Annotated in this window: 19 protein-coding genes and 1 tRNA gene; 11 read left to right on the top strand and 9 right to left on the bottom strand. The window is 72.7% G+C overall.

Annotation, left to right across the window (positions count from 1 at the left end; all coding sequences use genetic code 11):
* Positions 1-51: 51 nt before the first annotated feature.
* From AB0R04_RS28695 to AB0R04_RS28710, 4 genes are all read left to right on the top strand, one after another.
* On the top strand, positions 52-1,320 hold the full coding sequence (locus AB0R04_RS28695; RefSeq protein ID WP_363376281.1) for an FHA domain-containing protein: 1,269 nt from the start codon (positions 52-54) through the stop codon (positions 1,318-1,320).
* A 143-nt stretch (positions 1,321-1,463) separates the two neighbouring features.
* Complete coding sequence (locus tag AB0R04_RS28700; RefSeq protein ID WP_363376284.1) at positions 1,464-2,381, top strand: ABC transporter ATP-binding protein; 918 nt, start codon at positions 1,464-1,466, stop codon at positions 2,379-2,381.
* On the top strand, positions 2,378-3,526 hold the full coding sequence (locus AB0R04_RS28705) for an ABC transporter permease (protein ID WP_363376287.1): 1,149 nt from the start codon (positions 2,378-2,380) through the stop codon (positions 3,524-3,526). Before AB0R04_RS28700 ends, AB0R04_RS28705 begins: the two co-directional genes overlap by 4 nt.
* Positions 3,527-3,624: 98 nt before the next feature.
* Positions 3,625-4,029 (top strand): globin, encoded by a 405-nt coding sequence (locus tag AB0R04_RS28710; protein ID WP_063351424.1) that lies wholly within the window; start codon positions 3,625-3,627, stop codon positions 4,027-4,029.
* An 8-nt stretch (positions 4,030-4,037) separates the two neighbouring features.
* Here the strand turns inward: AB0R04_RS28710 and AB0R04_RS28715 are convergent, their stop codons facing one another.
* The 5 genes from AB0R04_RS28715 to AB0R04_RS28735 all read right to left on the bottom strand — a co-directional run bounded on the left by AB0R04_RS28715 (position 4,038) and on the right by AB0R04_RS28735 (position 9,786).
* Complete coding sequence (locus AB0R04_RS28715; RefSeq protein WP_063349409.1) at positions 4,038-4,730, bottom strand: hypothetical protein; 693 nt, start codon at positions 4,728-4,730, stop codon at positions 4,038-4,040.
* Between the two features lie 33 nt (positions 4,731-4,763).
* Positions 4,764-5,207, bottom strand: coding sequence for a thioesterase family protein (locus AB0R04_RS28720; RefSeq protein ID WP_063349408.1), 444 nt, complete (start codon positions 5,205-5,207; stop codon positions 4,764-4,766).
* A 109-nt stretch (positions 5,208-5,316) separates the two neighbouring features.
* Entirely contained in the window at positions 5,317-6,981 is a 1,665-nt protein-coding gene (ettA, locus tag AB0R04_RS28725; protein WP_363376291.1) for an energy-dependent translational throttle protein EttA, read from the bottom strand.
* Positions 6,982-7,194: 213 nt separating this feature from the next.
* Entirely contained in the window at positions 7,195-8,688 is a 1,494-nt protein-coding gene (locus AB0R04_RS28730; RefSeq protein WP_363376294.1) for a Cys-Gln thioester bond-forming surface protein, read from the bottom strand.
* A gap of 354 nt (positions 8,689-9,042) precedes the next feature.
* Positions 9,043-9,786 carry a single-stranded DNA-binding protein gene (locus AB0R04_RS28735; protein WP_363376296.1) on the bottom strand — a complete coding sequence of 248 codons (744 nt, stop codon included), beginning with the start codon at positions 9,784-9,786 and terminating at the stop codon, positions 9,043-9,045.
* 499 nt (positions 9,787-10,285) lie between these two features.
* Between AB0R04_RS28735 and AB0R04_RS28740 the strand changes: the two genes are divergently transcribed.
* Positions 10,286-10,361, top strand: a tRNA-Arg gene (locus AB0R04_RS28740).
* Positions 10,362-10,733: 372 nt separating this feature from the next.
* On the opposite strand, the gene AB0R04_RS28745 is transcribed toward AB0R04_RS28740, so the two are convergent.
* Positions 10,734-11,351: a TetR/AcrR family transcriptional regulator gene (locus AB0R04_RS28745; RefSeq protein ID WP_363376299.1), complete on the bottom strand. Its 618-nt coding sequence runs from the start codon at positions 11,349-11,351 to the stop codon at positions 10,734-10,736.
* A 91-nt stretch (positions 11,352-11,442) separates the two neighbouring features.
* Here AB0R04_RS28745 and AB0R04_RS28750 point away from each other — a divergent pair, with 91 nt between their 5' ends.
* On the top strand, positions 11,443-11,991 hold the full coding sequence (locus AB0R04_RS28750) for a GNAT family protein (RefSeq protein WP_363376302.1): 549 nt from the start codon (positions 11,443-11,445) through the stop codon (positions 11,989-11,991).
* A gap of 92 nt (positions 11,992-12,083) precedes the next feature.
* Here AB0R04_RS28750 and AB0R04_RS28755 read toward each other — a convergent pair whose 3' ends face one another.
* On the bottom strand, positions 12,084-13,550 hold the full coding sequence (locus tag AB0R04_RS28755) for an MFS transporter (protein WP_363376305.1): 1,467 nt from the start codon (positions 13,548-13,550) through the stop codon (positions 12,084-12,086).
* 175 nt (positions 13,551-13,725) lie between these two features.
* Here AB0R04_RS28755 and AB0R04_RS28760 point away from each other — a divergent pair, with 175 nt between their 5' ends.
* The 3 genes from AB0R04_RS28760 to AB0R04_RS28770 all read left to right on the top strand — a co-directional run bounded on the left by AB0R04_RS28760 (position 13,726) and on the right by AB0R04_RS28770 (position 16,020).
* Positions 13,726-14,415, top strand: a complete 690-nt coding sequence (locus AB0R04_RS28760) for a TetR family transcriptional regulator (RefSeq protein ID WP_363376308.1) — start codon at positions 13,726-13,728, stop codon at positions 14,413-14,415.
* A gap of 35 nt (positions 14,416-14,450) precedes the next feature.
* The gene (locus tag AB0R04_RS28765) at positions 14,451-15,260 is read left to right on the top strand and encodes an enoyl-CoA hydratase/isomerase family protein (RefSeq protein ID WP_363376311.1); all 810 of its coding nucleotides are present in this window, start codon (positions 14,451-14,453) and stop codon (positions 15,258-15,260) included.
* Between the two features lie 157 nt (positions 15,261-15,417).
* A complete protein-coding gene (locus AB0R04_RS28770; RefSeq protein ID WP_363376314.1) occupies positions 15,418-16,020 on the top strand; it encodes a hypothetical protein in 603 nt (200 codons plus the stop codon).
* A 19-nt stretch (positions 16,021-16,039) separates the two neighbouring features.
* Here the strand turns inward: AB0R04_RS28770 and AB0R04_RS28775 are convergent, their stop codons facing one another.
* Positions 16,040-17,266, bottom strand: coding sequence for an acyl-CoA dehydrogenase family protein (locus AB0R04_RS28775; RefSeq protein ID WP_063349402.1), 1,227 nt, complete (start codon positions 17,264-17,266; stop codon positions 16,040-16,042).
* Between the two features lie 127 nt (positions 17,267-17,393).
* Between AB0R04_RS28775 and AB0R04_RS28780 the strand changes: the two genes are divergently transcribed.
* Both AB0R04_RS28780 and AB0R04_RS28785 read left to right on the top strand, forming a co-directional pair.
* Positions 17,394-18,014 carry a TetR/AcrR family transcriptional regulator gene (locus AB0R04_RS28780; RefSeq protein ID WP_363376317.1) on the top strand — a complete coding sequence of 207 codons (621 nt, stop codon included), beginning with the start codon at positions 17,394-17,396 and terminating at the stop codon, positions 18,012-18,014.
* Between the two features lie 85 nt (positions 18,015-18,099).
* The gene (locus AB0R04_RS28785) at positions 18,100-19,560 is read left to right on the top strand and encodes a cellulase family glycosylhydrolase (protein ID WP_363376320.1); all 1,461 of its coding nucleotides are present in this window, start codon (positions 18,100-18,102) and stop codon (positions 19,558-19,560) included.
* A gap of 27 nt (positions 19,561-19,587) precedes the next feature.
* On the opposite strand, the gene AB0R04_RS28790 is transcribed toward AB0R04_RS28785, so the two are convergent.
* A complete protein-coding gene (locus AB0R04_RS28790) occupies positions 19,588-21,612 on the bottom strand; it encodes a M3 family metallopeptidase (RefSeq protein ID WP_363376323.1) in 2,025 nt (674 codons plus the stop codon).
* Positions 21,613-21,741 lie beyond the last annotated feature (129 nt).

The raw sequence follows: 21,741 nt of genomic DNA on the forward strand, positions 1-21,741 counted from the left end.
GACGACCCGGTGCGACGCCGCCCCAAGCCGGCTCGATGTGAGGGGGAACTGATGCCGATCTGCCCGAGGGGCCACGAGTCGCAGGCCGAGGACTGGTGCGACTTCTGCGGCTTCCCGATGACTCCGCCGGCCCCGCCGCCGCCCGGAGCCCACCAGGGAGCCCACGGGACCCACCCGGGGGCGTACGGCTCCCACCCGGCGCCCGAGGCGCCCGGCTCGTTCGAGCAGTCCCAGCACCCGGACCACCGCGGTACGCCCTACGGCGCGCCGCTGTCGCCTCCGCCGGTGCCGCCGGGGAACGTCCCGCCACAGCCCGGCGCGATGCCGCCGCCACCGGCCCAGGGCTACCCCAACCTGACCGAGGGCCTGACGGTCTGCCCGATCTGCCGCAGCCCGCAGACCGGACGGTTCTGCGAGGAGTGCGGGTACGACTACGAGCTCTCCACCCCCTCGCGCCGCCAGCCGCCGCCCGTCGGCGGCCCGGCGTACGGCGGCCAGGCCCAGCCGCCGCTGAACATCCCGGCGGCGTACGGCGGCGCGCCGGCCGCCCAGCCGCCCACCGCCCAGCCTCCGGCCGCCCAGTCTCCGTACGGCCACCCGCCGTACGGCCAGCTACCCGTCCCGCAGCAGCCGCAGCCGCAGCACGCCCAGCACCCGCAGCAGGCCGCCGCGCCCGCGCACACCTACGGCTACCCTCCCTCCTTGCCCGCCAACGGGCCGGAGGGGCCCACGCCGGAGGGGGCGTTCCCCGAGGCCCCCGTCCGCGAGGACTCCGGCCCGGTGTACGCCGAGCCCCCCGGCCCCAACAACCGCGGCGGCGACTTCGGCACCTCGTTCCACCTCGCCCCGCCGCATCAGCAGCAGCCCCCGCCTCAGCAGCCACAGCCGGCGGCCCCTGCGGAGCCGCTCCGGGCCAACTGGATCGCGGTGGTCTCGGCCGACCGCGAGTACTTCACCGAGATGATGGCCCGCAGCGGCCCCGAGGCGGCCGGGCTGTTCTTCCCGCCGTACTGCCCCGAGCGGCGCATCCCGCTGACCGGCCGCGGCCAGCTGCGGATCGGGCGGCGCAGCCAGCACCGCGGCACCGTGCCGGAGATCGACCTGTCGGTGCCGCCGGAGGACCCGGGCGCCTCGCACCAGCACGCGCTGCTCGCCGAACAGGCGGACGGCAGCTGGGTCCTGGTGGACCAGGACTCGACCAACGGCACCACCGTGAACGGCGGCGCGGAGCCGATCGCCCCGCACACCGCCGTGCCGCTGAACGACGGCGACCGGATCCACATCGGCGCCTGGACGACGATCACGGTGCACCGCGCCTGAAAGACCGTCGGCAACAACTCCGGCCGGGCCGGGTGGAATTCAACTTCCGCCCGGCCCGGCTTGTTCCCGATCCCTCGGACAATCCACAAATTCGTCGTCACCGACGTGCACAGGGCCCTCCGCAAGCCCTAGGCTCAGGCCACATGACTGCAGCTATATCCGCCGACGGCATCCGTCAGCGGTACGGGGACGTGCAGGCCGTCGACGGGGTGTCCCTCACCGTCGAGGCCGGCGAATTCTATGGAATCCTGGGCCCCAACGGCGCCGGGAAGACCACCACGATGGAGATCCTGGAAGGCGTCCGCAAGCCGGACGAGGGCCGGGTCGAGCTGCTGGGGATGGCTCCCTGGCCGCGCAATCCGAAACTGCTGCCGCGCATCGGCGTGCAGTTCCAGGCCTCCGCCTTCTTCCGGAAACTGACGGCCCGGGAGACCATCCGCACCTTCGCGTCGTTCTACGGGGTCGGCCCCAAGCGGGCCGACGCGATGCTGGAGCGGGTCGGCCTGACCGACAAGGCCGACGTCATGACCGACCAGATGTCCGGCGGTCAGGCGCAGCGCCTGTCGATCGCCTGCGCGCTGGCCCACGACCCGGAGATCGTCTTCCTGGACGAGCCCACCACCGGCCTCGACCCGCAGGCCCGGCGCAACCTCTGGGACCTCCTGCGGGACATCAACGGCGAGGGCCGCACGGTCGTCCTGACCACCCACTACCTGGACGAGGCCGAGGTGCTCTGCGACCGGGTCTCGATCATGGACCACGGGAAGATCCTGCACACCGGCGCCCCGGCGACGCTGATCCGCGAGATCGACGACACCGTCCGGATCAGCGTCGCGTCCGGCCAGCTGTCCGTCGAACGCGCCCGGGACCTGCTCACCGCGGCCGGCGCCGACATCGCCGCCCTGGAGGACGACAGCGTCTCGCTCTCCGTCTCCACCCGCCTCCCGGCCCCGGTCCTGAGCGTCCTGGCCGAGCAGAACGCGCTGCGCGGCCTCGAAGTGCGCGGCGCCACCCTGGAGGACGTCTTCCTCCAGCTGACCGGACGGGAGTACCGCGCATGACCGCCAGCACGTCCACCGAGCCGAAGACCCCCGCCCGGAGCGACGGTCCGAGCGGCGGCGCGAGCGCCGAGCGGGAGCGGGTCAGCGCGTTCTGGAGCCTGTCCCGCGCGATGCTGCTCGGCATGAAGCGCGACCGCACCGCGACCTTCTTCATCCTGCTCTTCCCGCTGGTGTTCCTGGTGTTCTTCGGCACCGTGGGCAAGGGCTCCAGCAGCCCGCACGCCAAGGTGGCGCAGGTCGGCGCGGTGAAGCTGTTCGACTCGATCCAGGGCGAGGGCCGGGCCGACCTGGACAAGGTCCTCACCATCACCAGGACCGACGACGCGGCCGCCACGCTGGAGAAGGTCCGCAAGGGCGACTTCGACGCGATGATCGAGCAGGGTCCGGACGGCAAGGTCGAGCTGCGCTTCAGCGCCGCCGACACCGTCCGCGCCGGCGCGCTGCGGGGCATCGTCAACTCGGTGGTCCAGAGCGCCAACCAGGCCGCCACCGGCCAGAAGCCGGCCTACGTGCTGGACGCCCAGCAGGTCGAGGACCAGTCGCTCAAGCCGATCCAGTTCCTCACCCCCGGCCTGCTCGGCTGGGCCGTCGCCACCGGCGCGGTGTTCGGTGCCGCACTGACCCTGGTCGGGTGGCGCAAGAGCAAGGTGCTGCGCCGGCTGCGGCTGGCCCCGGTGAGTGCGGGCACGGTCATCAGCTCCAGGATCCTGGTCTCGCTGCTGACCTCGCTCCTCCAGACCACCGTCTTCCTGGCGGTCGCCACGAGCTTCTTCGGGCTCAAACTCACCGGCAACTGGTGGCTGGTCATCCCGCTGGTGGCCTGCGCGACGCTCGCCTTCATGTCGATCGGCCTGCTGGCCGGTTCGGTCGCCAAGACCGAGGAGGCGGCCAACGGCATCTCGCAGATCATCGTGCTGCCGATGTCCTTCCTGTCCGGCGCGTTCATCCCGCTGGACAGCGCGCCCGGCTGGCTGGAGACCATCTCCAAGGTCATGCCGCTGCGCTACCTGGTGACGGCCGCCCAGTCGGTACTGACCCGCGGCGGCGGCGTCATGGACGCCCTGCCCACCATGGGCGGACTGCTGCTCTTCGCGGCCGTGCTGACCGGCATCTCCTGGAAGCTGTTCAAGTGGGAGGACGTGTGACCGCCGCCCCGGTCGCCTGAGCCCCGACACACGCCCTGCGGGGTCGTACGCCTTTGGTCCCGGTGTACGACCCCGTCGGCGTCTGCGACCATGGTCGGGTGAAAGAGATCCGGCGAGGAACGTTCAGCGAGGAGACCTTCTTCGACCAGGTCGGCGGCGAACCGACCTTCCGGCGACTGGTCCACCGGTTCTACCAGGGCATCGCCGAGGACGAGTTGCTCCGGCCGATGTACCCCGAGGAGGACCTCGGCCCGGCCGAGGAGCGGATGACCCTGTTCCTGATGCAGTACTGGGGCGGCCCGCGCACCTACAGCGAGCAGCGCGGCCACCCCCGGCTGCGGATGCGGCACGTGCCGTTCAAGGTCGACCGCGCCGCGCACGACGCCTGGCTCAGGAACATGCGGGCGGCCGTGGACGACCTGGCCCTGCCCGCCGAGGCCGAGCGGCAGCTCTGGGACTACCTCACCTACGCCGCCGCCTCGATGATCAACACCCCGGGCTGATCCCCGGCCTAGCGGAGCGGGCTGAGCCCCAGCCCCGCGCCGGGCGCGGCCACCGTCCGGACCGCCACCGAACCGGCCGGGGCGCTCAGCCGCAGCCAGCCGCCCGCCCGGTGCACGGTGAGCGGGGCCCCGGGCTTCAGGAAGCCGATCACGTACGCCGCGTGCACCGCCCGCAGCGGCAGCTCCGGCAGCACGGAGACCGGGCGGGACCAGATCTCGTCGGCCAGCGCGTCCAGCACCGCACGGCCGCGGTGCTGCGCCGGGACGGCCTCGCTGCGCTCACGGAACTCCCGCACCCCGGCCATCAGTTCGGGGTACACCTCGGCCGCCGGCGGCGCCCCGACCGGCCGCCAGCCGGTGCGCGGCGGCAGCAGCCCGGCCCAGGCCGGTCCAGTCACCGGGGCGGGCAGCGCGACGGCACCCGTCCCGGCGTCCACGCCGTCCAGCAACTGGCCCGCCGAGACCGTCAGATCGGTCGGCTCGGCCGGCCCGGTCAGCCGGGCGGTGCGGATCGCCAGCGCGCCCGAACCGCCCAGCGGCAGCCGGCCGAAGACCGCCAGCACGCCGTCCTCCCCGGCCGGGGCCACCGCCTGCAACCGGACGGCCGCCGCCTTGTCGAAGCGCAGCAGGCGCAGCAGGAACGCGGAGAGGTCGGCGGCCTCCCCGGCGTCGGTGAGGGCGAGGCGGGCGGTGATGGTCAACGCGGGTCAGCTCGAATCGTCGGAGGTGGGTGCTCAGGCGGCGACTACGGCGGGCTCCTCGTCCATGAAACGGGACAGGAACTCCCGCTCCACGGGCGAGATCCGGCGCGGCCGGCCCTCCGCCAGGTCGTAGGGCACGACCACGGTGGACGCCTGGACGTACACCGTCTCGGTGCCGTCCTCGGCGACGTCCTTGATCTCGTAGGACACGGTCAGCGAGGCGCCGCCGATGCGGGTCACCCTGGTCTCGACGGTGACCGGCTCCGGCCGGTGCACCAGCGGGCGCTTGTAGTCGATCTCGTGGCGGGCCACCACCGAGCCGCCCGCGAACTCCCCCGCCCCGGCCTCGGCGGCCTGGGTGAACATGAAGTCGATCCGGGCCTCCTCCAGGTAGCGCAGGAAGACCACGTTGTTGACGTGGCCGAACGCGTCCATGTCGGACCAGCGCAGCGGGCAGGCGTAGATGTGGCGGGCCACAGGTGTTCTCCTCGACGTCCGGTCGCCCGCCGCCGTGCGGTGGCGGCGGGCCGGCGGCCGGCAGGCCGCCCCGAGGGGCAGTCTGCCGGGCCGCCGTGACGGCTGGGTGTCAGCCGCGGGTCAGCTTCTTGTACGTGGCCCGGTGCGGGCGGGCCGCGTCGGCGCCGAGCCGCTCGATCTTGTTCTTCTCGTACGACTCGAAGTTGCCCTCGAACCAGAACCACTTGCTCTCGCCCTCGTAGGCGAGGATGTGGGTGGCCACCCGGTCCAGGAACCAGCGGTCGTGGGAGATGACCACGGCGCAGCCGGGGAACTCCAGCAGGGCGTTCTCCAGCGAGGAGAGCGTCTCGACGTCGAGGTCGTTGGTGGGCTCGTCGAGGAGCAGCAGGTTGCCGCCCTGCTTGAGGGTGAGCGCCAGGTTCAGGCGGTTGCGCTCACCGCCGGACAGCACGCCGGCCGGCTTCTGCTGGTCCGGGCCCTTGAAGCCGAAGGCCGACACGTAGGCGCGGGACGGCATCTCGACCTGGCCGACGTTGATCCAGTCCAGACCGTCGGAGACGACCTCCCAGAGGGTCTTCTTCGGGTCGATGTTGGCGCGGCTCTGGTCGACGTAGCTGATCTTGACGGTGTCGCCGACCTTGACCATGCCGGAGTCCGGGGTCTCCATGTCCTGGAGCATCTTGAACAGCGTGGTCTTGCCGGCACCGTTGGGGCCGATGATGCCGACGATGCCGTTGCGCGGCAGAGTGAAGCTGAGGTCGTCGATCAGGATCTTCTCGCCGAAGGCCTTGGAGAGGTTCTCCACCTCGATGACGATGCTGCCCAGACGCGGGCCCGGCGGGATCTGGATCTCCTCGAAGTCCAGCTTCCGCATCTTGTCCGCCTCGGCCGCCATCTCCTCGTAGCGGGCCAGACGGGCCTTGGACTTCGCCTGGCGGCCCTTGGCGTTGGAGCGGACCCACTCCAGCTCCTCGCGGAGCCGCTTGGCGCGCTTGGCGTCCTTCTGGCCCTCGACCTTGAGGCGGGACTGCTTGGACTCCAGGTAGGTGGAGTAGTTGCCCTCGTAGCCGATGGCGCGGCCGCGGTCGAGCTCCAGGATCCAGCCGGCCACGTTGTCCAGGAAGTACCGGTCGTGGGTGACGGCGACGACGGTGCCGGGGTACTTGGCCAGGTGCTGCTCCAGCCAGTTCACCGACTCGGCGTCCAGGTGGTTGGTGGGCTCGTCGAGCAGCAGCAGGTCGGGGGACTCCAGCAGCAGCTTGCAGAGCGCCACGCGGCGCTTCTCGCCACCGGAGAGCTTGGTGACCGGCCAGTCGCCGGGCGGGCAGCCCAGGGCGTCCATGGCCTGCTCCAGCTGGGCCTCCAGGTCCCACGCGTTGGCGTGGTCCAGGTCCTCCTGGAGCTTGCCCATCTCGTCCAGCAGGGCGTCCGAGTAGTCGGTCGCCATCAGCTCGGCGATCTCGTTGAAGCGGTTGAGCTTCCCCTTGATCTCCTTGACGCCGTCCTCGACGTTCTCCAGGACGGTCTTGGTCTCGTCGAGCGGCGGCTCCTGGAGCAGCATGCCGACGGTGAAACCGGGCGAGAGGAAGGCGTCGCCGTTGGAGGGGTGCTCCAGGCCGGCCATCATCTTCAGCACGGTGGACTTGCCCGCGCCGTTGGGGCCCACGACGCCGATCTTCGCCCCGGGGAGGAAGCTGAGCGTCACGTCGTCAAGGATGACCTTGTCTCCGTGCGCCTTGCGCACCTTGCGCATCGTGTAGATGTATTCCGCCACGTGAGATCGCTCCGGCGTCGTCGGGAGTATTCGGCTTGCAGCCTTCCATTGTGCCGCACCCGGCCGGGGGCCCCGAACGCCCGGTGTGCCCCACGGGGGTATCCGCAGCACGGGGTTGAACGGCGAAGGCCCGGCCCCCGCAGCGGATGCGGGGGCCGGGCCGGGTGCCGTCAGGGCCTCAGGAGGTCAGCGCCTCCGGGCCTGCGGGGCGGTTCAGGCGGCGGTGCGACCGTGGCGGCCACGGCGGCGCAGGACGAAGACCGCGGCGCCACCGGCCAGGACCAGGCCACCGGCGACGGCGGCGAGGATCGGGGTCGAGTCACTGGCACCGGTCTGGGCCAGGCCACCGGTGCCCGGGGCGGAGCTGGTCGCGGCCGGGCTCGGGTGCGCAGCGGCGGCGGTGCTGGCGCCGGCCGACGGGGTGCCGGTCTGGCTCGGGGTGCCACTCGGGGTGCCGGTCGGCGCGGTGCTCGGGGTGCCACTCGGGGTGCCGCTCGCGGCCGGGGTCGACGGGCCGGAGGTCGGCGGGGTCACGCCGGTCTTGCAGTCCAGGACGCCCTTGAACTCCTTGGCGAAGCCGTTCGGGCCGGTGACGTTGATGTCGTAGGCGGCCTTCTCGGCGACCGGGACGAGCACGTTCTCGGTCTTGCCCGGCTGGACGGTCAGCTGCTTGCCCGGCTTGACCGTGACGGTGGCGGCCTCGTCACCGCCGTTGGTGACGGTGACGCGCACGCCGTTGTTCTCGCACTCGACCTGGGCGGTGCTGTCGACCAGCGCGCCCTGGCCCTGCTTCCAGGTGGCCTTGGCGCCGGCGGAGACGCTGAGCTTGCTGGAGCCGGCCAGGATCATGCTCTGGCTGTGCCGCTTCGGGTCGTAGCCCTCGCTGAGGAAGACCCGGCCGCTGGGCACGACGGTGTCGGCGGCGGCGGCCAGGGCGACGGAGCCGTCCGGGGTGCCGGCCGGCACGTCCAGGAACAGCTGGGTCTCCTTGATCGGACCGGTCAGGGTGGCGCCGACCGGCTTGCCGTCCTTGTCCACCACCTTGACCTTGTCGGCGGCGTCACCGGTGACGGTGAGCTTCACCTCGGCGGCGCTGGACTTGAGCGTGAAGGGGCCGAGCTTGTTGCCGGACTTGCCGGAGACGGAGTCCGGGTTGAGCGTCAACGAGGGGTTGGGCTCGGCGGCGATGCCCTTGTTGGCGTCGCTGAGCAGGTAGTCGCGCAGCTTCTTGGCCTTGGCGTTGCGCGGGGTGGCGTTCTTGTTGTCCGAGAACTTCCAGATCGCGGCCTGGGTGCCCGCGGCGGCGTCCTCGGCGGTCAGGCCGTCGACGCCGACGGTCTTGCCGAGCGCCGTCAGGTCCTTGACCTGCGGGTAGGAGTTCTCCAGGATCCAGCGGATCTTGGAGGCCGCCTCGACCTTGTTCTTGCCGCCGAGGGAGCTCGACTTCCAGTCCGACTCCTGGTACTTCGCGGCGCTGTCCAGGTAGACCGGGTTGTCGAAGTCGATGCAGTAGGTCTGGATCTCGCCGTTGGACGTCTTGAGGGTGAACAGACCGCCGTCGACGGTCCCCTTGCCCTCGACGTCGATCTTCTCGCCCACCATCGTGTTCTGGAGGACGGCCTTGACGCCCGCACCCGGGGTGTCCGCCGCGGCCGCCGCACCGGCCGCGAACAGGCCCCCGCCCAACACCAGGCTGGTCGTGAGCATGACAGTGGTTATGCGGGGGAGACTCCGCACCTGCCTCTGGAACATCTGGGATCCCTCCGGGGCCGGGCCGCACCGATGGACAGCCCGCCGACTTGCCGTGCCGCGCGCGCCCCCTGTGGCGCTGCTGCGGGTATGAACCAGACGAATCCTATTGAGCCCCGCAGGCCCCGAAACCCCCATGCGAAATCAGGACGATTCCGTATCTGGATCGTTATCAACCCCCTCAGTTTCGACACAAGCTGACGATCAGCCAGAATCTCCTCGCGACTTTTCGCTATCCGGGCGAGATTGCGCATGCGGGCGCAACAACAGTCTCGATCAACATATTTGTCGACAGTTAAGGTCATCGACCCGTCAGATCAGCGCAGCCTGCTCGCCACCTCCCCGCTGCCCCTCGGCCACCCTGCCCCGCTCCCCCACCTCCGCCTCCGACGCCCCGTCCGACACCGGCCGCGCCGGCGGCGAGGGCTCCGGCGGGCGCGGCGCCGAGACCACCGCCAAGGCCTTCCGCGCCTCCAGCGCGTCCGCGATCCACCCCGGCACCACCCCTGCCCCGGCCTGCACCCCGCCCGGTCCGGTGGCGCCCGGCGGCTGCCCGCGCACCCCCGCCGCCCAACGGAACGCCGAGGTACCACGGGTGAGGTCGTGTCCGACCGATCGGGCGTCGATCTCGGCCCCGGTGCGCTTCACCTCGCCGTCGACCCACTCCCGCAGCCGCAGCCGACCGCTCACCAACACCGGATCCCCCTTGGCGAGCGAACCGATCAGATTGACCGCGAGCCCCCGCCAGGCCGTCACCGTCAGCCACTGCGTCTCACCGTCCGCCCAGCACTCGCGCTGCCGGTCGTACCGGCGCTCGGTGCAGCCGAGCCGGAACTTGGCCATCGGCACCCCGCTGCCCGTTTCGCCGTAGCTCACCTCCGTCGCGACAATGCCGACGATCGTCACCTGCATCTCGTTCACAGTGCACTCTCCGTTCTCGCCGATGCACCGTACGGAATCGACCGGCGCGCGTTGAGAGTGCGCTTCGCGGGAAATCCCCGCCAGAGAGTTCTGAAATCCTGTGGACAACTCGATGCCTCGGAAAACCGACGTCACTCGCAGGGGTGAATTTCGGCCTTTCGGCACCCCTTCGAGCCCATCTCATCGCGGCCATGACAACAAACCGGCTGCTCGCCACCCCCAACCGACACGCCCCGGAACAGCGCCGACCGACCGTCCGCGCACGTCATCCGACCGGAGGAAGCCGAATACGGCCCCCCACCCGCACCGGTGGCGACACATTCTCCGTGCCGAATCCATAACGGGTGGGGCGGCAGCCCCGTAACGACTGCACAACGTCCGGCTCGGAACACTCCCAGACCGCTGCACTCACGGCGTTCACCTGCGATTATCGGACCGCTCCACCGAACCGACACACCAACGGCGGTGTCGTCACACTCGGCCGAGGAACTGGGCACCCTTATCCTGTCCCCGACAGGTCGAGGGCCCACCGACCCCCACCCCCACCCTCACGGTACGGGGCCGGACACGCGCGCCCCCGGCGCTCGTCGCCCGACCCGGCCACGGTCACGCCCGCCCGGGCGCAGCCCGTCCCGCCCCCATAGCTCAGCGGATAGAGCACCCGCCTTCTAAGCGGTAGGTCGCAGGTTCGAATCCTGCTGGGGGCACCACCTCGGCATTCCCGCAGGCCGCCAGGCCGGCGGCCGCATTGCCCGGCCGTCGGGGGCTCCCGGAAATCCCGTCCGCACACCGCCTGATTTGCGCACACCCACCGCACCTAACCCGTGACGATGCGTGTCATGGCCACTGCGATAACAGGCTGCTCCGGATGACCGCCACCGCGAACCGGATGCGGAGAAGACCCGAACAACCGAAATCCCGGGCGAATCACGCTCCGGGGACAATCCGCCCCGCCGACTCGGCCGGGAGCCGCTCGGGCGGGTTCCCGGCCGGCCGCTCGGCCCGTGATCGCGAGCCCGGCCGGCCGCTCAGCCGATGGCGGCGGGTCTGCCGCCGGTGGCGAGTCAGCCGGCGGTGGCGAGTCAGCCGGCGGTGGCGAGCCCGGCCAGGTAGGCGTCCAGCAGAGCGGTCTGCCGCTCGGGCGGGAACTCCGCCGGGGCGAACAGCACCTGCACCACCAGGCCGAGCGCGAAGGCCTGCGCGCCGGTCGCGAGCGCGGCGGCGTCGGCCCCGGCCGGGAGCTCCCCGAGCCGCTGGGCGTCCGCGACGTGCACCGCGAGGGCCTCGCGCGAGCGAGCGTAGCGACCCGCGTGCGCGGCCGCGAGCGCGGGGTCCGACAGGGCGACGTCCCAGGAGCCGACCCAGATCCGGTTGCCGGCCACCGCCGCCCCGTCCAGCGGCAGGACGTCGAGCAGCGCGGCCCGCAGTCGAGCCAGCCCGGGGGGTGGCGGCGGGGTGCCGTCGGCGGGGGCCGTGCGCCGGGGCCGGGAGCCGGAGCGCCGGTCGAGTTCGTCCAGGGCGTGGCTCAGCAGGGCCCGCTTGTTGGGGAAGTAGTGCGTCAACAGGCCGGTGGAGGCGCCCAGTTCGGTGGCCACGGCACGCAGGGTCAGCCCCTCGAAGCCACGGCTGGAGAGCACCCGCCACACGCCCTCGGACACTTCCAGGCGGCGGGCGTCATGGTCTCCACGGGCCGGCGTCATGGGGGTCATCGTACATACCAAACGTTTGTTATGTATGGTTCCCAGCACACCGCGCATCCCGTGGACCGTGCATCCCGTGAAAGGCCAGCCCATGTTTGCCGTACCGCTCGCCGAGAACGCCGAACTGCGCCCGCTGGAGCCGTGGCAGGCGGCCGAGTTCCTGGCCCACATCGACCGCGCCCGCGCCCACACCGACCCGTGGATCCCCTGGGCCACCCGCTCCACCGACCTCGACTCCGCCCGCGCCACCCTCCAGCGCTACGCCGACCAGCAGGCCGCCGACAGCGGCCGGATCTACGGCATCTGGCGGGACGGCACGCTGGTCGGCGGCGTGATGTTCGTGAGCTTCAACGCCCAGAGCGGCGTCTGCGAGATCGGCGCCTGGACCGAGCCGGCCGGCGAGGGCGGCGGGCTGATCACCGCCGCCGTCCGGGTGCTGCTCGACTACGCCTTCACCACCCGCGGCCTGCACCGCGCCGAGTGGTGGTGCTCCGCCGGCAACGCCCGCAGCCGGGCCGTCGCCGAGCGGGTCGGCATGAGCCTGGACGGCACCCTGCGCGAGTGGTATCCGCACAACGGGGTCCGCCACGACAAGCAGATCTGGTCGATCCTGGCTCCGGAGTGGACGCCCGGGGCCTGACCGGACGCGGTGGGGCCCGGTGGACACCCCCGTGTCCCACCGGACCCCGCACCCCGGGCCGTCGCCCCCGGCCTCCCGGCCCCCTCAGCCCCTCAGGCCGCCAGTACCGGCGGCTCCGCCGCCGCCACCGCCCTGGGCACCCGCAGCGCGAGCAGCAGGACCAGCACCAGCAGACCGCCGGCCGACAGGAACACCACGTCGACGGCGTCCGTGAAGCTGCGCAGCGCGTGCTCGCGGGCCGCGCCGCCGAGCGTCCGGACGGCGCCGAGCGGCAGGCCGGGCTCGCCGTCCGCGAAGACCCGGGCCAGCACGGTGCCGAAGAGCGCCGCGCCGAGCGCGCTGCCGAGGGTCTGGAAGAAGCGGATCCCGGTGGTCGCGACGCCGAGCTGGTGCCGGGGGACGGACTCCTGCACCACCGTGACCAGCTGGCCGATCAGCTGGCCCATCCCGACGCCCAGCAGGGCGAGTTCGCCGCAGACCGCCCACAGCCCGGTGGTCGGGCCGTTGAGGCCGAGCAGGAGCAGGGCGATCGCCGCGCAGCCCGCGCCGGCCACCAGGAAGGTGCGCTCCGCGTAGCCGCGGGCGGTGAGCCGGCCGGCCAGCAGGCCGACCGCCGTCATCCCGCCCGCCATCGGGATCAGGTAGAGGCTGGCCGAGGTGGGGTCGACGCCGCGGGCGATCTGCAGGTAGAGCATCACGTAGACGATCGAGCCGGTCATGCCCATCCCGACCAGGCCCTGGATCGCGAAGCCGAGGCGCACCACGCTGATCCGGAACAGCGACAGCGGCAGCACCGGCTCGGCGGCGGTGGCCTGGCGCCACACGAAGAGGCCGAACGCGGCCAGGGTGGCGGCGACGAGCCCGAGGATCACCGGGGAGGTCCAGGCGTAGTCCTTGCCGCCCCACTCGGTGACCAGCAGCAGACCGGTCGCGAAGGCGGCGGCGAGGGCCGCGCCGAGGAAGTCCAGGCTGCGGCGGCCGGCCGCCGGCGGCAGCTTGATCACCAGGGCGGTGCCGACCAGGACGAGCAGGCCGAGCGGCAGGTTGATGTAGAAGATCCAGCGCCAGCCGAGGTGGTCGGTGAACAGCGCCCCGATCAGCGGGCCGACCGCCATGCCGATGCCCGCGACGATCCCGCCCATCGCACCGCCCTTGCCGCTGCCGCGCTCGGCCGGGTCCTTGAGGTGGGCGATGACCACCATGGTGACGCTCATCAGCCCGCCGCCGCCGATGCCCTGGAGGGCCCGGAAGGCGATCAGCTGGCCCATCGACTGCGCGAGCCCGCAGAGCGCCGAGCCGACCAGGAAGGTGCCGACCGCGCCGAGCAGCACGCGCTTGGCGCCGTACAGGTCGCAGAGCTTGCCGTAGAGCGGCAGCAGCGCGGTCGCGGCGAGAGCGAACGAGCTGATCAGCCAGGGCAGCCGGTCGACGCCGTGGACGGGGTCGAGCTCCCGGACGATCGGCACGGTGGCCGCGGACACGATGTTCATGTCGAGCACGGCCAGCACGATCGTGACCAGGCAGAGCAGCATGCCCAGGTTGCGCTGGGCCGGTGTCATCAAGGCACGGGCAGCGGGTGCCATCGGTAAGTCCCCCCAGGGTCGGTGGAGTTCGGGCCGGGCCGGTGCGGCCGGCGGCACGTCCTCACCATGGCAGTTTTTTTATACCTGGTCAATTCTTAAGCTCAGCTCAATCTTCATCCTGGTCGATCTTTGATCCTGGTACAGTCGAGCCATGGCGACGCACCCCGGCTTCAGCCCCGACGACGACCGCGACCTCGACGCCCTCCCGCTGCGCGAGCGCAAGAAGATCCAGACCGGCATCCGGATCTGGCGCACCGCCATCGGGCTGTTCGCCGAGCGAAACTTCGACCAGGTCTCGGTGGCCGAGATCGCGGCCGCCGCCGAGGTGTCCAAGATGACCGTCTTCAACTACTTCCCCACCAAGGAAGACCTGGTCATGGCCCCCATGGAACGGCACCTCGACGAGCCGGCCCGGGTGGTCCGCGAACGCGCCCCCGGCACCTCCGCGGTGGCGGCGCTGCGCGAGCAGTACCTCGCCGCGCTGGAGCAGCACGACCCCGCCACCGGGCTGAGCGACGAACCGCTCGTGCTCGACGTGGTCCGGCTGATCCACCGCACCCCGGCCCTGGCGATGCGCGCCACCGCCGGCTTCGGCCGGCACGCACAGGGCCTGCTGACCACCGAACTCCTCGCCCAGGACCCGGCCCACGACGAACTCACCGCACAGATCGCCGCCGCCCAACTGCTGGCCGCCCGACTGGCCCTGACCACCGAGAACCAGCGCCGGATGCTGACCGGCGAACGCGCCGCGGCCGCCCTGCCCGCCGCCCTCGACCGGGCCGCGCGCGCCTTCGCCCTGGTCGAGGGCGGCCTCGGCGACTACTGCGCCGTCGCCTCCTGAGAGAGTGGGCGCACCACGACCGCCCGGAGGTGCGCATGGACCAGCCGCTGCTCACGCGGGACCGCTCCGCCCTGCCCACCCACGCCGAGGGCCTGCACGCGTACGTCGGCGAGGACGGCGTCGCCGTCCTGGAGTTCGCCCGACCGCACCGGCGCAACGCGGTGACCCTGGAGATCTGGCAGGCGCTGCCCAAGGTGCTGCTGCGCCTCGCCGAGCAGCCAGGGGTGCGCGCCCTGCTGGTCACCGGCGCCGGCGGCACCTTCAGCGCGGGCGCGGACATCGCCGAACTCGCCGAGGTGTACGGCGATCCGGAGCGCGCGGACGCCTACCACGCGGTCAACGTCGCCGCCGAGGAGGCGCTGGCGGCCTTCCCGCACCCGACCGTCGCCGTGGTACAGGGCGCCTGCGTGGGCGGCGGCTGCCAGCTGGCCGTCGCGTGCGACCTGCGGTTCGTCGCCGAGGACGCCCGGCTGGGGATCACCCCGGCCAAGCTCGGCGTGGTCTACCCGGCGGTGCCGACCGTACGGCTGGCCCGGCTGGTCGGCCCGGCCCGCGCCAAGTACCTGCTGTTCTCCGGCGAGTTGGTGACGGGCCGCGACGCGCTGCCGCTGGGCCTGGCGGAGCGCGTCCTGCCGGGCGCCGAACTGGACGCTGCCGCGCTGGAGTTCGCCCGACTGCTGACCCGGCGCTCGGCCCAGACCATCGGCGCGGTGAAGGCCGCGCTGGCCGTCCCGGCGGAGCGGGCGGCGCAGGCGCTGGCGCCCTGGGAGCGCCGCTCCCGGGAGACCTCGGACGTGCCCGAGGGGCTGGCCGCGTTCCTGGAGGGCCGCCCGGCACGGTTCTGACCGGGGCCGGGCCTCAGGTCCGGGCACCGGCCGCGCGGACGGGCTCGCGTACGATCATCCGATCGGCGCCGGGCCGTCCCGACGCCCGCGCCCCGACGCCCCCGTCGCGCCGACCCCTCACGCCGACCCCTTTTGCGCACCCGGAGCACACACCCCGATGACGACCGAGGCCACGACCGCCCCCACCAGCCGGACGATCTGGGCCCGCCGGGTCACCGACGGCGTCGAGCCGAAGAACGTCATCATCGCGATGCTCCCGCTGATGGGCGTCATCCGCTACGGCTGGACGGGCCTCGGCTGGGCGGCCTTCGCGGCCCTGTTCGCGGCCGTCATCCCGACCATGTTCATCCAGCGCGGCATCCGCAAGGGCACCCTGGAGGACCGCCACGTCGGCCACCGGCAGCGCCGGCTGACCGTCATCCCGTTCATCATGGGCTCGGTCGCGACCAGCTTCGCCGTGATGCTCTGGCTGGACGCCCCGGCCGACCTGACCGCGATGGTGCTGGCGATGTTCGCCTCGCTGGTCCCGATCCTGGTGATCACCGTCTGGTGGAAGGTCTCCGTGCACACCGCCGTCGCCGCCGGCGCGGTGGTCTGCCTCGGGATCGCGCTCGGCCCGCTGTGGCTGCTGCTCGCCCCGCTGGTCGCGGCGATCGGCTGGTCCCGGGTGGTGCTGCGGGACCACACCACCGCGCAGACCGTCGTCGGCGCGGCGGTGGGCGCGCTCACCGCCGGACTCGCCTTCTGGGCGGCCCGGTAGCCCAGCAGGCCCAGCGGGCTCAGCGGATCGGCATCCCCGAGATCGCCCGCGCGATCACCAGCCGCTGGATCTCACTGGTCCCCTCGAAGATCGAGTAGATCGCGCTGTCCCGGTGCATCCGCTCCACCGGGTACTCCCGGGTGAAGCCGTTGCCGCCGAGGATCTGCATCGCCTGCGCGGTGACCCACTTGGCCGTCTCGCCCGCGTACAGCTTGGACATCGAGCCCTCGGCCGCGGTGAACGGCTGGTTGTTGGCCGCCATCCAGGAGGCCCGCCACACCAGCAGGCGGGAGGCGTCGATCCGGGTCTTCATGTCGGCGAGCTGGAAGGCCACGCCCTGGTTGTCGATGATCGGGCGGCCGAACTGCTCGCGGGTCCTCGCGTAGTCCAGCGCCACCTCGTACGCGGCCCGGGCGATGCCGATCGCCTGCGCGCCGACGGCCGGCCGGGAGGCCTCGAAGGTGGCCATCGCCGCGTTGCCCCTGCCCCCCGGGCGCTTGACCCCCTCGCGGGCCCGGGCCAGCCGCTCGTCCAGCTTCTCCTTGCCGCCGAGCAGGCAGCTGCCGGGCACCCGGACGCCGTCCAGCACCACCTCGGCGGTGTGCGAGGCGCGGATGCCGTGCTTCTTGAACTTCTGGCCCTGGCTCAGCCCGGGGGTGCCCGGCGGGACGACGAAGGAGGCCTGGCCCTTCGCCCCGAGCTCCGGGTCGACGGTGGCGACGACGACGTGGACGGCGGCGATCCCGCCGTTGGTGGCCCAGGTCTTGGTGCCGTTGAGCACCCACTCGTCCTTGGCCCCGTCGTACACCGCCCGGGTGCGCAGCGCGGAGACGTCGGAGCCGGCGTCGGGCTCGGAGGAGCAGAACGCGGCCACCTTGAGGTCGTCCGGGGTGCCGAACATCTGCGGGGTCCAGGTGCCGATCTGCTCGTCGGTGCCGTTGGCGAGCACCGCGACGGCGGCCAGCGTGGTGCCGACGATGGACAGCCCGATGCCCGCGTCGCCCCAGAACAGCTCCTCCATGGCGATCGGGATGCCGACGCCGGAGGGGTCGAAGTACTGCTGGGCGTAGAAGTCCAGCGAGTAGATGCCCAGCTTGGCGGCCTCCTGGATGATCGGCCAGGGGGTCTCCTCGCGCTCGTCCCACTCGGCCGCGGCGGGGCGGACGACGTCGGCGGCGAAGCCGTGCAGCCAGTCGCGTACGGCGAGCTGGTCCGCGCCCGGGTCCAGCGAGAACGTGCTGCTCATGGTGCTTGCCTCCGAAGAAGGGGTACGGCCGACCAGGGGGGTTACCTCGGGTAACATCGTCGGAGTCTGCTACTGATTGGTAACCGGTGTCAACGCCCAGTCAGACCCCGAATCCAAGGAGCAGCACATGTCCCGAGAGCCCCGCCGCGAGCAGTTGCTCAACGCCGCCGACCGGGTCATCCAGCGGAACGGCCCGACCGCCAGCATGAACGCCATCGCCGCCGAGGCCGGCATCACCAAACCGATCCTCTACCGCCACTTCGGCGACCGGAACGGCCTGATCACAGCCCTCACCGAGCGCCACACCAGCGGCCTGCTGGCCGCCGTCCGGGCCGCCCTCGCCGAACCGCTGGAGCGCCGCGACCGGGTCGAACACGTCCTGGACACCTACCTGGCCGGGATCGAGGCCCGCCCGCAGGTCTACCGGCTGCTCACCCACCCCGAACCGGGCGACCCGAGCGGCGCCGGCACCGCACTCGCCCCCGCGCTGCGGCAGATCGCCGCGGAGATCACCCGGGCCGTGCAGAGCCAGGTCGACCTCGGCGCCGACCGCGAGCTGCTCGCCGAGGCCTGGGGCCGGGGCATCACCGGCATGGTGCTGGCGGCCGGCGACTGGTGGCTGGAGACCAGACCCTGCTCACGCACCCGCATGGTGCAGGCGCTCGCCGACCTGCTCTGGGGCCGCCTGGCCGCCGCCGCGGACCTGCCCACCCCCGCCACCCCGGCCCCGGCCCCGGACGCCGACTGAACTCCCCTTCCGTGCAAGGCCCTTGTGCGACACCCGGCACCGCAGGCATCATCGGGCCCCCACCCCCGCGCCGTACGAGGTCCCGATGCGCCTGCGCCGCACCGCCGCCGCCCTGCTGCTCGCCGCCACCACGGCCCTCACCGCGGCCCCCGCCACCCCCGCCGCCGCGCACGACGGCGCCCACGGCGGCCCGCCCGCGCGGTTCCCCGCCGCAACGGCCACCGGCCCCGACGGCCGCACCGCCTTCACCGACGCCCAGGGCCGCCGCCTCCAACTGCGCGGCTTCAACCTCGACAAGTACGCCGAGACCACCGAGGCCGACCTCAAGTCCCTGGCCGCGCAGGGCTTCACCCTGATCCGGGTGGCGGTCTCCTGGAACAGGCTGGAGCCCGTCCGCGGCCGCCTCGACCCGGCCGAACTGCACCGGCTGCGCCAACTCCTCGGCTGGGCCGACCGGTACGGCCTGCTCGCCCTGATCGACCTGCACCAGGACGTCTACGGGCCGGCGTTCGGCGGCGGCGACCGCGGCATCCCGCCCTGGGCCACCCGGGACGACGGCCTGCCGTTCACCCCCGACCCGAACGACTGGTTCGCCGGCTACTTCCAGCCCGCCGTCCAGGCCGCCTTCCGCCACCTCTACGACGACCCCGACCTGCGCGCCTGGCAGGCCGACTTCTACACCCGGCTCGCCCTCGAACTGCGCGGCCACCGCTCGCTGCTGGGCTACGACCTGTTCAACGAGCCGTTCGGCCCGGTGGACGGCGACCCGACCGACCCGGCCGTCCTCGCCGCCGCCTCCGCCGCCCTCGAACAGGGCCGGCTCGCCGACATGTACCGCCGCCTGATCGCCGCCGTACGCCGGGTCGACTCCCGCGCCTGGCTGTTCGTCGAACCCACCGTCCTGGTCGGCCAGGGCGTGCCCACCCGGCTGCCCGGCTTCGACGACCCGCGCCCCGGCCCGCCCCGGCTCGGCTACGCACCGCACTTCTACGACACCGCGGTCGAGAACGGCGCCGACTGGGACCCGGCCGACGGCTTCGTCGAGCGCTACACCGCCGCGATCACCGCCTACCCCGCCGCCCACCGCCTGCCCGTCCTGGTCGGCGAATGGGGCCCGCCCGACTCCCGCAGGCCGGGCAACACCCTGCTGGTCCGCCGGCAGGTCGCCGCGATGGACGGCTTCGCCGAGGGCTGGACCATGTGGTACTGGTGCCGCGGCACCGGCGGCTACTGCGCGCTCGACCCGGCCGGGCGCCCCGCCCCCGGCGACGAACCCGCCTTCGGCCCGTACCCGGCGGCCGTCGCCGGGACGGACGTGCGCACCGGCGCCACCACCGTCCGCTGGAGCGCCGACGGCACCCGGCACGGCAGCGAACTCGTCCTGCCCCCGGCGGCGTTCCCGCACGGCGCCGACGTCACCGTCACCCCCGCCGCCGCCCGCGTCGACGTCGAACAGCCGGCCGGCGGGCGGGCCGGAACCGTCCGGATCCGCCTCCCGCACTCCCGCCCGAGCACCCCGGTGACGGTCACGGTCACACCGCGCTGACCGCCACCCGGGCCGCCCGGGAGGCGGCTAGAGCAGGCCCCGCCGCGCCAGCAGCGGCCCGGTCTCCGGCGCCCGGCCGACCACCGCGCGGAAGGACTCCAGCGGGTCCCGGCCGTAGCCGCGCGCCAGCAGCTCGCGCCGGAACAGCTCGCCGCTCTCCCGCACCGCGCGCCCGTTGCCCTCGAACCACTGCACGGTGTCGGCGTCCAGCACCTCCGACCAGATGTACGCGTAGTACCCGGCGCTGTAGCCGCTGGCGAAGACGTGCTGGAAGTACGCCGTCCGGTAGCGCGGCGGGATCGCCGGCACCGCGATCCCGGCCTCCGCCAGCGCCCGTGCCTCGAACTCCTCGGCGTCCACGATCTCCCGGCCCTGCGGCACGGTGTGCCAGGCCCAGTCCAGCAGCGTCGCCGCGAGGTACTCCACCGTCCGGAAGCCCTCCCCGAAGCCCTCGGCCGCCACCATCCGCTCGACCAGCTCGGCCGGCAGCGGCTCCCCGGTCACGTGGTGGCGCGCGTAGTTGGCCAGCACCTCCGGCCGGACCATCCACATCTCGTTGACCTGCGAGGGGAACTCGACGAAGTCCCGGGGCACCGAGGTGCCCGCGAACAGCGGGTACCGCACGTCCGAGAACAGCCCGTGCAGCGCGTGCCCGAACTCGTGGAAGAGCGTGCGCACCTCGTCCCAGGCCAGCAGCACCGGCTCACCCGGCGCCGGGCGGGCGATGTTCAGGTTGTTGATCACCACCGGCCGCCGGCCGGTCAGCCCCGCCTGGCTCACCAGCTCGTCCATCCAGGCACCGCCGCGCTTGGACGCCCGGGCGTGGAAGTCGCCGATGAACAGGCCCAGCGAACCACCGTCCTCCTCGAACACCTCGAAGACCCGCGCGTCCGGGTGGTGGGCCGTCAGGTCCGTCCGCTCGGTGAAGGTCAGCCCGTACGCCAGCCCCGCGGCGAAGAACACGCCGTCCCGGAGCACCCGCTCCAGCTCGAAGTACGGGCGCAGCACCGCCGCGTCCACCTGGTAGGAGCTCTGCCGGACCTTCTCCGAGTAGTACGCCCAGTCGTGCGCGGCGATCTCCTCGATCCCGTCCGCCGCCGCCAGCTTGGCCAGCTCGGCGGCCTCCCGGCCGGCGTTGGCCACCGCCGGACCCACCAACCGGGCCAGCAGCCCGGACACCGCCTCCACCGTGCCCGCGGTCTCGTCCTCCACCACGTACGCGGCGTGGCTCGGGTGCCCCAGCAGCGCGGCCCGCTCGGCGCGCAGCCCGGCCATCCGGATCGCCAGCGGGCCGTTGACCGCCAGGCCCCGGTCGAGCGAGGCCGCCAGCAGCCGCTCGCGCACCGACCGGTCGGTCAGCCGGGCCAGTTCGGGCTGGCCGGAGGTGCTCTTCAGGGACAGCACGAACCGGCCCTCCTGCCCGAGCACCCGGGCGTTCTCCGCAGCGGCGGCGACCTCGTCCGCGGACAGCCCGTCCAGCTCCTCGGCCGCGTCCACGACCAGCGCGGCGGCCTTGCTGGCGGCGTTCACGTTCTGCTGGAACGTCGTGCCGAGCGCGGCGAGTTCGGCGTTCAGCTCGCGCAGCCGGGCCTGCTCGGCCTCGCCCAGCCGGGCGCCGGAGCGGACGAAACGGGTGTGCCGGGTCTCCAACAGCCGCAGCGACTCCGGGTCCAGACCCAGTTCGGCGCGGCGCCCGTACAGCTCCTCGATCCGGGCGAACAGGGCGCGGTCCAGGTGGATCGCGTCGTGGTGCGCGGCCAGCAGCGGGCTCACCGCGGTCTCCACCTCGTCGACCGGCTCGCTGGTGTCCGAGGACGACTGGTTGCGGAACACCGCGTCCACCCGGCGCAGCAGCTCCCCGGAACGCTCCAGGGCGACCAGGGTGTTGTCCGGCGTCGGCGGCCGCGGATCCGCGGTGATCGCCGCGATCTCGGCCAGCTGCTCCGCCATCCCACGCTCGTACGCGGGCAGGAAGTGCTCCGGCCGGATCTCGGCGAAGGGCGGCAGTTCGTAGACCAGGGGGCTGGGCTTGAAGAACGGGTTCTCGGTCATTTCGCCGACCCTACGCCGTGTCACCCACCCTGCCTATGCGCCCCCGCCCCCGTTGTCGTACCCACCCGTTAACGTCGAGCCCGGACACCCGAACGACCGCACACCCGTGCCCGTACCCGCACGCCAGAA

The organism is Kitasatospora sp. NPDC056731 (assembly GCF_040687675.1).
Classification (GTDB): Bacteria; Actinomycetota; Actinomycetes; order Streptomycetales; family Streptomycetaceae; genus Kitasatospora.